The sequence below is a fragment of the Flavobacterium endophyticum genome (assembly GCF_003634455.1).
Taxonomy (GTDB): domain Bacteria; phylum Bacteroidota; class Bacteroidia; order Flavobacteriales; family Flavobacteriaceae; genus Flavobacterium; species Flavobacterium endophyticum.
The window spans coordinates 29,970-43,144 of record NZ_RBLC01000005.1 but is presented as its reverse complement, the minus strand read 5'-3'; the positions used below and the strand labels follow the sequence as shown (position 1 = coordinate 43,144).

The 13,175-nt window shown below is 42.6% G+C and carries 9 protein-coding genes; 2 read left to right on the top strand and 7 right to left on the bottom strand.

Annotated features, from left to right (window positions below; all coding sequences use genetic code 11):
* Positions 1–7: 7 nt before the first annotated feature.
* From CLV94_RS14760 to CLV94_RS14730, 7 genes are all read right to left on the bottom strand, one after another.
* A complete protein-coding gene (locus tag CLV94_RS14760) occupies positions 8–3,094 on the bottom strand; it encodes an efflux RND transporter permease subunit (RefSeq protein ID WP_121377282.1) in 3,087 nt (1,028 codons plus the stop codon).
* A gap of 24 nt (positions 3,095–3,118) precedes the next feature.
* Positions 3,119–4,162: an efflux RND transporter periplasmic adaptor subunit gene (locus CLV94_RS14755; RefSeq protein WP_121377281.1), complete on the bottom strand. Its 1,044-nt coding sequence runs from the start codon at positions 4,160–4,162 to the stop codon at positions 3,119–3,121.
* An 18-nt stretch (positions 4,163–4,180) separates the two neighbouring features.
* A complete protein-coding gene (locus tag CLV94_RS14750) occupies positions 4,181–5,530 on the bottom strand; it encodes a TolC family protein (protein WP_121377280.1) in 1,350 nt (449 codons plus the stop codon).
* Positions 5,531–5,720: 190 nt separating this feature from the next.
* The gene (locus CLV94_RS14745; RefSeq protein ID WP_121377279.1) at positions 5,721–6,332 is read right to left on the bottom strand and encodes a TetR/AcrR family transcriptional regulator; all 612 of its coding nucleotides are present in this window, start codon (positions 6,330–6,332) and stop codon (positions 5,721–5,723) included.
* Positions 6,333–6,403: 71 nt separating this feature from the next.
* Complete coding sequence (locus CLV94_RS14740) at positions 6,404–7,174, bottom strand: methyltransferase domain-containing protein (RefSeq protein ID WP_121377278.1); 771 nt, start codon at positions 7,172–7,174, stop codon at positions 6,404–6,406.
* Between the two features lie 89 nt (positions 7,175–7,263).
* On the bottom strand, positions 7,264–8,256 hold the full coding sequence (locus CLV94_RS14735; RefSeq protein WP_121377277.1) for a PAS domain S-box protein: 993 nt from the start codon (positions 8,254–8,256) through the stop codon (positions 7,264–7,266).
* A gap of 198 nt (positions 8,257–8,454) precedes the next feature.
* Positions 8,455–10,287: an ATP-binding protein gene (locus CLV94_RS14730; RefSeq protein ID WP_121377276.1), complete on the bottom strand. Its 1,833-nt coding sequence runs from the start codon at positions 10,285–10,287 to the stop codon at positions 8,455–8,457.
* Positions 10,288–10,455: 168 nt separating this feature from the next.
* On the opposite strand from CLV94_RS14730, the gene CLV94_RS14725 reads away from it, so the two are divergent.
* Positions 10,456–11,676 carry a transglutaminase-like domain-containing protein gene (locus tag CLV94_RS14725; RefSeq protein WP_121377275.1) on the top strand — a complete coding sequence of 407 codons (1,221 nt, stop codon included), beginning with the start codon at positions 10,456–10,458 and terminating at the stop codon, positions 11,674–11,676.
* Positions 11,677–11,961: 285 nt separating this feature from the next.
* On the top strand, positions 11,962–13,173 hold the full coding sequence (locus tag CLV94_RS14720) for an aspartyl protease family protein (RefSeq protein WP_121377274.1): 1,212 nt from the start codon (positions 11,962–11,964) through the stop codon (positions 13,171–13,173).
* The last annotated feature ends 2 nt before the right edge of the window (positions 13,174–13,175 follow it).

Genomic DNA, 13,175 nt, shown 5'->3' with positions numbered 1-13,175 from the left:
GCGTTGTTTATTTTGCAGGAGGGTGGTTTGTGACCGGTACTGTTTCTTCTGATGATTTTACGGCAATGCTTGGCGCTATCAGCTTGTAGACTACTGGGGTCACCAACCTTGTCAAGACGGTAGAACTTATGAGTCCGCCAATGATTACCCATGCCAATGGTGAATAGAATGGGGAGTTTTCGAGCACTAACGGCACCAATCCCAGAATTGCGGTCATCGAAGTGAGGATGATGGGTAAGAAACGGGTCTCTCCGGCCACTTCAATGGCTTGGTCAATGTCCATACCTTCTTCGCGGAGCTGATTAGTGAAATCAACGAGAAGAATGGAATTCTTGACTTCTATTCCTGCCAGGGCAATGATACCGATGCTTGCCATAAAGGATAGCGTGTTTCCTGTCAAAAATAGGATGACCACAGCACCCACAATTCCCAATGGAATAACAGACAGGACGATCAGCGAGCTCTTGAATGTCCTGAACTCTAACAACAGGATGCCCATAAATCCGAAAACGGTGATGAGGATAATGGTTCCGAGACCGCCGAAGCTTTCCTGGCTGCTTTCGAGTTCTCCAGCGGCTACATAGGAATAGCCTTCGGGGAACTGAATCTTATTTATTTTTTCTAGAATCTTCTGGGTGGTTTCTTGGGTATTGTATCCGTTTTTTACATCGCTTGTAATCAGGGCATATCTGTTTTTGTCATAGTGCTTGATGAGCGGTACTGAGGTTTCATATTTCAGGTCGGCGACTTGCTGTATCGGAATTAGATTGCCGTTTTGCGACGTGATATATAGCTTTTGGAATATTTCGGGCTTTGGATGCCTGTCTCGGCTAACGGATACGTTTATTTTATAATTGTCTCCTTTTTCGTCTTTATAATCGGCAACATTCAGGCCGCTGATGCCCATACGGATGGTCTGGTCGATAGTGCTTGAGGGCAATCCGATTAATGCGGCCCTGTCTTTGTTGATGTTTACTTTTATGTCTGTTTTGTAAGTCTGCAACAGGTTGTTGGGATAGATAACGCCCTCAGTATTTTTAATTTCGGTTTCTACTTTTGCGGCCAAAGAGCGCAGGGTATCGAGGTTGTCTCCAAAGACTCGTATGGCGATGGGTGCTTCGATAGGCGGTCCTTGCTCGAACTGTTTTACTTCGATTTTTGCTCCGGAATAGTTCTCAAACTTGGCACGGAATTTTTCTATGATACCTTCTAATTCTTCGATATCCATTTCATGCAGTCGTATGAAGATCTGTGCATAATTCGCGGCATCTTTGTGCGGATTGACATTGTAGTAGATACGTGGATTTCCTTGTCCGACATTCGTATAGACGGCTTTGGCTCTTTTGTCTTGCATGATTGTCTTTTCGACATATCGGGCAATCTCATTAGTCTTGTAAAGGTTGGTTCCCAAAGGAGTTTCGATATTGACTAAAAACATCGGCTTTTCGGACCTAGGGAAAAGGCTGAAGCCTACGACGTTTGTCAGGGCAATGCTTCCGATGAACAGAGCAACGGCAATTCCAATCGTAAGATAGGGTCTTGCCAAGGCTTGGTGCAATACGGGTTTGTAGACTTTGTTGATTCCTTTTTGTAATTTTCGCAATACGATGTTTCCTTCTTCGTGGCTGTGTCTTTTTAGGATAAGGCTCGCTAAAAATGGAACGACGGTTAGGGAAACCAATAAGGAAGCCAATACAGTCGTGATTACGGCCATCGGCATGCTTCGGATAAAGTCTCCTGACACTTCAGGCAGGAATACTATCGGAAGAAAGGACACAATCAGGATGGCGGTACAGCCGATAATAGCGACACCTATCTGGTGCGTGGCATCGATGGCGGCTCGATAGGGAGAATGTCCGTTTCGGAGGTAGCGCTCAATGTTTTCGATGACTACGATACTGTCATCCACTAAAAGTCCTAATGCTACCACGAGTCCGACAATGGTAAGCTGGTTGATGGTATAGCCCATAGAATCTAAGAGGAACAATCCGATGGCGATGGAAAGCGGAATGGAAATCATCACGACGGTTGCCGCACGAAGCCCGAGCGGGGTGAGGGTGAAAATAACGAGCAGTATGGCGATGCCGAAATCCCTGAAGAAATGGTTAAGCCTGTGGCCCACATCTTCGGCTTGGATAAAAGTGTTTTCTAGTTTAATGTTGGCAGGAAGCTTGTGCGAGAATTTTTCAATTATTGGGGCGATGTTTTCATTGTTCTTGATAATGTTGGTTTCTTTTTTCTCGCTTACGGCTATGAAAATAGCACGTTTTCCGTTGTAGCGGGCTATGTAGGTTTCGTCTTCGTAGCTCATGGTGACATCGGCAACGTCTTTGAGGTAAACGATACTTTCTCCTGAGGTCTTGATGACTGTATTTCTTATTTCTTCGAGGTCTTTGTAATCGCCGCTGGTTTTGACATTGTATTTTTTATCGCCTGCATCTACGCTTCCGGCCGGAATGTTTTCGGCTTCTCCCTGGATGGTGTTCATTATGGCATCGAGGGCGATGTGGTTGTTGGCGATTTTTTCGAGGTCTACATTGACCTTAATCTGCTGTGCAGGATAGGCGAGGATTTCTACTTTTTTGACAGCGCCTACTTTTTCGATTTGTTTTTTTAGTTCGTCGGCACTGTCATAAAGTTGTTTGTACGTTGCGGTGTTGCTCAACAGAGCAATCTGGTAAGTATTTACGTCGGAAGGATCGATCTGCTCGACTTCAAGGCTTTGGAGGTTGCTGGGCAATATGCCTCTCAGGCTGTTGATTTCGCGTACGACCTCATTGTGTTTGTCGTCTACGTTGACGCCATAGTCGAATTCTACGGTAGTGACAGAAACGCCATCGTTGATTTCGGTTTTTATTCTTTTGACATCATTGAGTTCGTTGATTTTGTCTTCTATCGGCTTTACGATAAGTTTTTCCATGTCTTCAGGGCTGGTTCCGGGATAGACGGCCACAATCGGGAAATTAGGCGCATGAACGACCGGGTCTTCACCTCTCGGCATGTTCAAAAAGGAATTGAGCCCAAGCGCAAGCGCGAGCAGAAACACCACTATTGTAAATTGGTAATTCTTGACTGAAAAGTTTACTATTTTCATTGTATCGGGTTTAGGGGTGTCATATTATTTGGTTCCTGAGAGTTTGATTTTGGAGTCGGGCAGGAGATAGGCAGAACCGTCGGTAATGACAGTTGTCGTGTTTTCTAATCCGGAGCTCACGGCTATGCGGTCGTTTTCTGTGAAGGCAATTTTTATCTTGTGCTGTTTTATGGTCTTTCCGTCTGGCTCAAGGGAGTAGACTGTTCCTGAATTTTCGTTCGCTTCAACTATGGCCGCACTTGGAATGAATTGCAGGAGTTCTTTATTTGAGGGATGAATCTTGACTTTTGCTGCTAATCCGTTGGCGAATTTAGCATCTTGCGGATTGATTTTCAGCTTGACAGAGAAGGTTCCGGTTTCTGGATTGGCACCTACGCCTATTTCTGAAACTACGGCTTCAAATTCCTTTTCGCCATAAGCATCGGCGGAGATGGTGGCTTTGTCTCCTTTTTTTAGCTTTACCCAATCTTTGTCAGACAATCCTAGTCGGATTACCCAATCGTTGTTGTTGGTGGAATTGATGGTATAGACGGCTGTTCCTGCGTTGGCAATTTCGCCTTCGTTCATCAGTTTTTTGATGACGCTTCCGGATTGGTTGGCATAGATGGCAGCATGCTGCTTATTGAATTTTGCAATCTGGTAGGCTTGCAGTGCAGTACTGAGCGCGGTATTGCTGTTTTCAAATTCTTCGGTAGTGGCGGCATTGTCTTTGTAGAGATTTTCCATTCTCTTATAGTTTCGCTGTGCTTTTTCGTAGTCGTTTTTGGACTGCTGCAGCTGTGCGGCAATTTCGGTCGTGTTGAGGGTGGCGATTAATTGTCCTTTTGCAACTCTGTCGCCTTCTTGCACATATAGCTTTTCTATAATGCCGCCTACTTTGAAAGATAGGTTGGCTTCGACATCAGAGGTAATGATACCGCTTGAAATAATGGGACGTGCGTATTCTTCTGTAATGATTTTTGCCGTCTTGATTGTGATGGCATCGTCTTGAACGGCCGCTGTTTCTTTTTTGCCACAGGCAACGATTAGGGCGAATGCCATGAACGGGATAAGTTTGTATCGTTTCATACTTTTATTTTTTGAGTTTTAAAATTGATAAGAGGCAGCGGTGCGTTCTACTTCTGCCAGTTTGATGAGTACGTTGGTGTTGGACTGCTCAAATGCCAGTTGTCCGTTGATGAGCTGCGTGAAGGCATCGTTCAGTTCGACCAACAGCACAAGTCCTTGGTCGTATCTTGCCTTGGTTTCGCGGTAGTATTCTTCGAGGGATTGCAGGTTTTCTTTCGCGCTCTTGAATTGTGCTTCGGCGGTATCGAGCTCGTTTGTGGCGGTAGTAAGCTGGAGCTGGAATTGTTTTTCGGTTTCATCAAGCTGTGTGTTTAGCGATGTGGCTTCTGTTTTGGCAATTTTCACTCTGTTACGGGTCTGGAAGCCTGTGAAGAGATCCCATTTGAGCGAAACGATTCCCGTCAGGTAGCGGTCGTCTGGGTCGAACTTGAGGTAGTTGTTTTGGTATCCTAGATTTAGGGACGTATTTATAGTGGGGAAATAGGAGGCTTTTTCTAGGCTGATATTGTATTCTGCTTGCGTAAGGGCGCTTTTTAAGGCAGTTATTTCTTCTCTGCCGGATGTTTCAAAAGATGGCGTTTTCATTTGTGTTTTATAGAAACGGAAGCCTGTCGTGTCTATCGCTACCTTGTCGGTAAGGGCGGTATTTGTCAAAAAATTAAGATAGGCATTGGCTGTTTTCAGGTTGTTTTCAGCCTCGGCTAATTTTGCCTGATTGTCGTTGATATCGGAAAGAATTCTCAACGCATTGCCTTTTAAAGCTTTTCCGTTTTTGACTCTTGATTCGGTCAGCTTATAGTTTTCCTGCAACAGCTTTGCCGCGTTTTTAAATATTTCGATCTGGTTGCTTGCCATGATGCTGTTGTAGTAGGCAGTCTTGATGTCTTTTACGAGACTTCTTTTATAGACCATGACTTCAGCTTGTTTTTGGTTGATGGCTTCTTTCCTGATCTTGTTACTGATGTAGATTTCGGCATTGACCAAAGGAAGAGTTACCGATAACCTATGGTCATAAAAATCATTCGCATTGAGGTTGAATTTCTGGTTGGCGATGTTTTGGAAATTGTTGGTTCCTGTCAGCTGATTTAAAGTACTGTAAACCGGATTCATTAAATCTCCAAGAGGCAAGTCAACGGTACGCCCTCCGCTGGAATAGAAGTAGTCGCTCCTGAAAGAGAGCGTAGGATAGAAGAGTCCGCGGGCTTCTTTTAGCGCATAGGAGGCTTTTTGCAGGTCGAAATTTTGCTGCTTGAGGGCGAGGTTTTCTTTCAGCCCTTTTTGGATGTAGCTGTCAACGGTATTGTTTTGGGCATAGGTAGGGCTTATGGCCAAAATTGCTACGGCTAGGATGGTGGTAGTTGCTTTCATTGAAATGGTTTTATTTTATGAGCGGTGTTTAGTTTGTGTTTAAATTTTTTTAGACAACGAGCGACTATGATAACTATTAGTATACTCATATTATTAAATGAACAGTGTTTATTGATGATGCCAAAAAAATACCGTTGGTACGGCATGATTTTAACGCAGAAAATTATTGCATATTGTGGCTGTTTAAAAATTATGTTGCAATACTGTCTACGAAGGTGTCGAAAGATCGTATAAAAAAGTCTTTCATGTTGACTTCTTCAAACATTTTGCAACGGTCTCTAATATGCAAGGCTATTATTCCGTGCAGGTAGCCCCATATAGCGAGTGAAGCGAGTTCCGGGTCTTCGTATCGTATTCTTTTTTGTTCGACGCATCTTTTCATTACAGACAGCAGGAAATCATAAGCAATCAATCCGCTTCCCCACTGTTCTTTTTTTCTGTTGATAAGCTCTAATGGCTTCTTGATAATGAACATCAGGTCATAATACTCTTGATTGTCAAAAGCAAATTCGATATAGATGTGTCCAAGCCTTTTTAGATAGAAGATAATATCGTCATTGGTATCCAGCTTTTCAAAATCCTTGTTCATCTGGGCAAAACCTTGCTGCATGATATAGTGCAGTATCTCGGTCTTGTCTTGAAAATAAAGGTATATGGTTCCTACGCTGTATTCGATTTTGCTGGCAATGGCTCGGATGGATGTCTTTTCATAGCCTTGCGTCAGAAACATTTCAGTGGCGGCTTTCAAGATAATCTCCTTCATTTCAAGCTTTTCTCTTTCTTTTCTCTCTTTGATTCCCATGATCTGTTTTTATAATTGCAAATATAATGAACGGTGTTCAATAAAAAAACTTTTTTGAAGATAATTTGTATTTATAAGGGTTTCTTGCCGTAAAGAAGGATTCGCTTGAAGGCATAAAGAGCCGGTAGTTTTTGAAAATGCGCTGCAATCTTCTTTTTAAAGGTTTCGATAAAAAGTTCTTGGTCGGCGCCTTCGAGACGTTCGAGGTACGGAATCAGGGCGGAACCTGAAATAAAATCATAGAGCGTATCATGATCCTCTGTAATGATCGGATATACTTTTTGCATAATGTTGATATTCGTCAGGCCGCCTTCAAAGAATAGTTGTGCGTAATCGTCTATGCTTACTAGAGGCGATATCCTTTTCCATCCGCCGAGTGCTGTCCTAAAAGGTTCTTGGTCGACGAGATCAAGCAGTATCTGATTGAGCGTGTTTTCTTTTTGAACGGGCATTTGGATTGCAATCTGTCCGCCTGGATTGAGCATTGCAATTAGTTTCGGGAATAGCTGATGATGGTGGTCTGACCATTGCAGGGCAGCATTGCTGAAGAGCAGGTCCCATCTTTTATCTAGCTCTGCGGTTTCTTCTATGGTAGCAATGCAGAAATGAAGCCGATCAGTCTTATATTGACTTGATTTTGCAAGCATTTCGGCTGATGAATCTACTCCAATAAAATTAGAATTTTTAAATCGTTGTGTGAGCAAAGAAGTCTGTTCGCCTGTGCCGCAGCCGATATCAATCGCGTTCATTGCTTCAAGGGGCTCTATGAGGTCTGCAAGGTCAAAGAAAGGTCGGTAGCGTATGTCTTTGAATTTATTATATGTTTCCGGATTCCAAGGCATGATAATGTATTTTGATAGGCCCGAGGGAGGCAGACGAAAGATACAAAATTTTGCAATGCAGAGGTACAATCAATCGACTAGGCAACTTGCTATTGGTTGGCTTTTTCTACAATTTCGCGTATGCTCTTGTCGAGCTGGTTGCCGCAGGTTATGAAATGCTCGAGCAGCTGCGTCCCTTCTGGAGACTTCATATCGATATCCTTGGCGAGATGCAGTATGCCCATCATATTGGCAAGCGGCGCCCTGACAATATGCGACTGGGTGAAGGCAATGTCTTGCAGTTTTTTGTTTTTTTCTTCGATGTCTTGGATATAGCGAACGCGTTCTGTAATATCATTAGCGGCTACAAGCACATGTTTTTCATGGCTTATATAGATGATATTGCTGACTAATTCGACGTAGATGATTTCTCCATCTTTTTTCTGATGGCGGTAGAGACCGCTTGAAAATAGCTTGTCGTGGTTTCTTAAAAAATCGATGGCTTCATCGAGTTTTTGTACGTCTTCTGCCGGCCGAATGTCTTTTAACGTCATCTCTTCGAATTCTTCTTTAGAATAGCCATATTTCCGTATTGCGGCATTATTGACGGTACGGAATTTTAGTGTCTCTACATTATAAATCCACATAGGCATAGGGCTGAGCTGGAAGAGGTCGGTATATCGTTTCCGCGATTCCTTTAAAGTAAGGAGTATTTTGTTTTTTTCTATGGCATGCACGATGCTTTTGTAGACGAGCCATGAATTCATCTCTCCTTTTATGATGTAGTCGGAGATATTCAGCGACAAGAGTTCATGGGCATAATCTCTATATTTTTCATCTAAAAGGACGATGACTTTGCAGAGGTCGATAACCTTTCCTATTTCTGAGATTAGGTCCTGCTCTTTGTTTTCTTGTAGGTCCAAGTCGAGAAATGTGATATCGAAAGAGGAATGAGCTAATTCGTTTTTGGCCTGCTCAAAATCTGTTGCATGGACAATTATCGGGGAAGAGATTCGCTTATGCAACATTTTTTGCATGATTTGAAAATCTTCGGCGTTATCCTGAATGAGTAGGATCTTATAGGGGGATTGATCTTTTGCCATACATTAGTATTTAAAAGTTGAAACGGTAGTCTGGGGAGACTGGCGGGTAGCCTTGTTACTAATTTACGTCAGAAGTACAGGGCGTATGTTATAGAATAAAGGTGTTTTATTATATATTCATGGACAAAATGCGAATATTTAGCTGTTTATAGTATGTCTCTTAGAACTGCCTTCATAATTGTATACTATTTCTCTTTTTTAAGAGAAAGGCAAATCCACAATAAAAGTAGTACCGCGGGCTTCGTTATTTTCAAACCAAATTCTGCCTTTGTGGGCTTCTACGATCTGCTTTGAAATCGCGAGTCCCATACCAAAAGGCTGCTCGCCTGCAGTACCGGGTCTTTTGGCTTCGGTGAAAAGATCAAATATCTTTTCGCTCATCTCGGGCGGTATGCCAATGCCTTCGTCTTTTACTAATATGCGGATGTCGTGATCTTTCTGTATCATTTTGACGTTGATTCTGGTGCCGCTAGGACTAAACTTGATAGCATTAGCAATTAGATTGCTGATCACCCGCCAGAGCTTTTCACGGCTTGCCGCAACTACTGCGGGAATAACTTCTAAACTAAGCTGCTGTTCTTTGGCTGCTGCCTTGCTGTTTAAGAGCGACACGCAGTATCGTAGCATTTCGGCTATATCTACCGGTTCTTTCTTTAGTTCTTCGCTGCTAAACTGCAATTGCAGAAGATTATCCACCAGCTCAAGCGAATGCTGGCTCGATGTCTTGATCAAGTCAAGCATGATTTGGTCTTCCTCGGGCCTGTCGGTTTCCTCCAGCATCATAGAAGTGACCGAATAGATGCCTCCCATAGGATTGCGGAGGTCGTGTGCTACAATGCGCAACATGCGCGTATTGTCGGCTTGGCTTTGCTCGAGTGCAGACAACGCTTCCTTCATCTGGTTGTTTTGCTGTTTGCTGCGGCGTAAATGCTTGCGGATGGAAATAATCATAAAAACAGCCAACAAAAAAGCAATGCAGGATAATATAGTCAACGCCACTTGATACATATAGCGGCCTTCTAAAGCCTTCACCTGTTCGTCTTTGAGCGCATAGTCGATATAATCGATACCCGATTGGTTGCTTAGTTTTGCCTCTTTGTCGTGGATGTCGATGAGCTTTTTGCTGTAGTTTCCTGCCATGGCATGATCTCCGCGGTTATCGTAGAACTCGAAGAGCTTGCGGGTTAAGATCTCGCTATAGAATAAGTAATCGTTGTGCTCGGCAATGGCTAAGGCTTGGCTGTAATAGGTTACGCTTTTTTCTGGATCGGTCTTTTCTAACTGCTGTGCTATATCTATGTGCATGTCCATTGACACATAGTATAACTTTTGATCGATGGCTGTCGCAATAGTTTGCTCTAGCAACGCCAAGCCTTCGGCGCGCTTGCCATGGCTGATAAGGTCATCGGCTATGAGCTGATCTATAGCTACCAACGTTCGCTTGTCTTTGTATTTTGCGGCAATTTGTTTGGCAACATTGATATAATATCGGGTCGAATCTCTACTGAAACGGGCAGGATACGACAGCAAATAGTTATAAATAACCAAAGATCGGATGGAATCCGTGCGGAGCTGTCTTGCCTGCCTAAAAGCCTGTTCGTAGCGTTGGATTGCCTTATCGTCTTTGCCCATTTCTTGATAGACCATGGCAATGTTCATTAAGGCTTGAACCGAATTGACGGAATCTACCATTTTCTTATAGCCCGTGTATCCTTCGTTATAATACTTTAAAGCCAGCTGAAAGTTGCCCTTGATATCAAAAAAGATACCCAGGTTGTTCATCGCATCGGCCTTGCCGCGTTCGTAATGGTGGCGCTCGGCAATGTCGCGAGCCATTCGGGTATAATAAAAAGTACTGTCTGCATTCTTTTCATACAGCAGCGTGGCCATTCGGTTGAGCGCATCTACATAACGCAGGCTATCCTTGATTTTAGGAAGAGAGGCCTGAATGTTTTTTAGCTCAGAGGATTGCCCCCAGCCTAAATAGCACGATAGTAGCAACAGACAGAAAAACAGTAGTCTTTTTTCCATAGCCTAAAAGTTTATTCTAGATTGATGTTTGGTAGATGGGAATGCCCGAAGCACCTGCTAATTTAAGCATTTATATGATATAAAAGAAAACTTACATAACCGCGTGTAACAAAACAAATAAAATCTCGTCTTGATAGAAACTTCATCAACAACTCTAAAAGTGGGAATATGAGAATAACCTTTATTTTTTTAGCCGTTTTATTTTCTTCAGTAACAGCATTCGGACAAGCAAATTCAAAAGTATGGAACGAATTTACCGCCAGGTTTCAGCTACTAGAAAACGAATACCAGAAGCAGTACCAAGCTAAAGATTACAAGCAGACGGAATCGTTATTAAAAGAAATGATTGCAGCTACTGATAACCTAAAACTATCAGAGAATGAAAAGAAAGAATTTCAGCCCACTATCAAAAGAATCAAAGCCAATGTCTATTACAATCTGGCCTGTACGCGTTCCTTGCTCCATCAGAAGCAGCAGGCAATAGCTGATTTTGGAAAAGCTATCGAATGGGGCTATACCGAATACCAGCATGTAAAAACAGACAGTGATTTAGACAACATCAGGACAGACAAAAAGTTTATTGCCTTTTTAAACCAGATAAAGCAGTATGACATGCTTTATATTCTTCAACAGTCGGGCAATTATCGTACGGAACGTAAGGATTCCTTGCCTGATTTTTGGTACCAGGATACAGCACACCATAATCTAAAAGAAGTACGACAGTATTTCAACCTAGATTCTATAGCAGGCAATGGCAACGAAGTATCGAAGATAATCAACATCATGCTGTATGCTACCAAAAGCATCAAATATGACGGCTCTAATTGGGCCTTGTGCGAGTTTGATGCCATTGACTTTTATAACTACCACAAAGCTACCGGTAAAGGCATTAACTGCAGGCATAAAGCCATGACGCTTAACGAAATGTATCTGGCCATGGGATTCAAGTCCCGCTACGTAACCTGTATGCCAAAAGACCAAAACGATCAAGACTGCCATGTTATCAATTGCGTCTATTCCGAAACCTTGAACAAATGGCTTTGGATGGATCCGTCGCACGGTATTTATGTCACCGATGATAAAGGTACCCTGCTAAGCATTGAAGAAGTTAGAGAACGCCTAAAGAACAACCAGCCGCTCAAGCTGAATAAAGAAACCGAACGAACTAAAGAATGGTATCTTGACTATTATATGGCGAAAAACTTGTATTGGATTCAATGCACCAACAAGAGCCAGTTTAATACCGAGAGCAGGTACCGAAACAACGATAAAGACCTGCAATATATCTCTTTGACTCCTTCCGGCTATGATGAAGATAACCGTTATTTGAAGGGCAATATCATTACGCATAATCCGGATTATTTTTGGCAACTTCCAGCGAGTAGATAGTTGTTAGTGGATAGTGGATAGTTGGTAGTGGATAGTTTATAGTTGAAAGTTGTAAAGTCATAAAGTTGTAAAGTCATAAAGTCGTAAAGTTGAAAGTAGGGGTAGTAGGGCAGCAACCTACAAGCAAAGGCAAGCATTCCTATAAAACCAAAAACATTTCCAAACCCAACTATCCACTATCCACTAACAACTATAAACTATCCACTACCAACTACCTAAATATTTTTTCTTGAATCCCTCATAATCAATTTTCGATTCCTATTTTTGTGTAAACTCACTTTTAAGATGATGAAACGATTAGCATTATTTCTGTTTACCACAATTGCTTTTGCCCAATCCAAGCAAGAAATCAAAGAAGGAAAGATAAGACGCGACAAATACCTTTTTACAGTCGAAGCCAATCCGAAAAAATTCAATGCTACTGTCAAGTTTGATTACGTGTATGACGAATTGCTGATTCCAGTTACGATAAACGGAAAGACGTACAATTTTCTTTTCGATACCGGTGCCGTAACCATTCTGTCTCCCGAGCTTGTCGCAGAGTTGGGATTAAAGCCTGTGACCTCAAATAAGTTAATTGATGCTGCTGGAGTGCAAACAGAAGCACCGATTTTTATGCTTGACAATCTAAGCGTATCGGGCGTTACGTTTTCAAAGGTGGGGTGTGCCTCAATGAGCCTTGATTCCTTTTCTACCGTATTTTGCAGCAAGATACATGGCGTTTTTGGCACCAACATGATGAGGCTTGGCAACTGGAAGATTAACTACGACAGCCATACCATCGATTTTTCTACCGATAAGATAAAGCCAGGCTTTGAGTATAATACAGTAGACTTCGAGCCCAATTTTTCCGGCAGCCCTATAGTACATCTTATTACAGGAGGCATCCGGTTTCCTGCCTTGATTGACACCGGAAATAATAAGTATATCGATCTTCCAGATACCGTATACAAGCAGTCAAGATTGCCAAAAACCGCTATTTCAAGAAAGAGCCATGGCAGGGCCTCTTTTTCACTGAGCGGCAATAACAACCAAGAAGAAATAGCTGTCTTGGCAGATTCGCTTTACTTTGGGGAAATAGCGCTGACAAACCAGCGGCTAGGTGTCAGTCCAAGCTCCCAGATTCTTATAGGAAACAAATTCCTGAAGCAATTTAAAGAAATCATCATTTCTTGGGACAAATCGAAAATCTACGTTCCAAAACAGACGCTGCCGCTTGAAAAAGAATTTGCGTTTGGATTTACGCCATTCATAGAAGACGGCAAATTGGTTGTGGTAGAAATTTGGGAAGGTTCTGAAGCTAAAAATAAAGGAATGGCAATAAACGACGTCATTCTAAAAGTCAATGAGGTAAACATGACGGCAATGAGCCCAGAACTTTGGTGCGAATTTCTAGGCATGACCAAAGACAAAGAGTCTGTAACCGTAGAATTCCAGAAAGCAGATGGCAGCAAAACCTCCTTGCAGCTCAACCGTTTTGAACTGCTGAAACTTTAGCC

Bases quoted from the DNA above. Each gene is read 5' to 3' on its own strand.
- CLV94_RS14760 (WP_121377282.1), bottom strand. From the start codon at position 3,094: ATGAAAATAGTAAACTTTTCAGTCAAGAATTACCAATTTACAATAGTG.
- CLV94_RS14755 (WP_121377281.1), bottom strand. From the start codon at position 4,162: ATGAAACGATACAAACTTATCCCGTTCATGGCATTCGCCCTAATCGTT.
- CLV94_RS14750 (WP_121377280.1), bottom strand. From the start codon at position 5,530: ATGAAAGCAACTACCACCATCCTAGCCGTAGCAATTTTGGCCATAAGC.
- CLV94_RS14745 (WP_121377279.1), bottom strand. From the start codon at position 6,332: ATGGGAATCAAAGAGAGAAAAGAAAGAGAAAAGCTTGAAATGAAGGAG.
- CLV94_RS14740 (WP_121377278.1), bottom strand. From the start codon at position 7,174: ATGCCTTGGAATCCGGAAACATATAATAAATTCAAAGACATACGCTAC.
- CLV94_RS14735 (WP_121377277.1), bottom strand. From the start codon at position 8,256: ATGGCAAAAGATCAATCCCCCTATAAGATCCTACTCATTCAGGATAAC.
- CLV94_RS14730 (WP_121377276.1), bottom strand. From the start codon at position 10,287: ATGGAAAAAAGACTACTGTTTTTCTGTCTGTTGCTACTATCGTGCTAT.
- CLV94_RS14725 (WP_121377275.1), top strand. From the start codon at position 10,456: ATGAGAATAACCTTTATTTTTTTAGCCGTTTTATTTTCTTCAGTAACA.
- CLV94_RS14720 (WP_121377274.1), top strand. From the start codon at position 11,962: ATGATGAAACGATTAGCATTATTTCTGTTTACCACAATTGCTTTTGCC.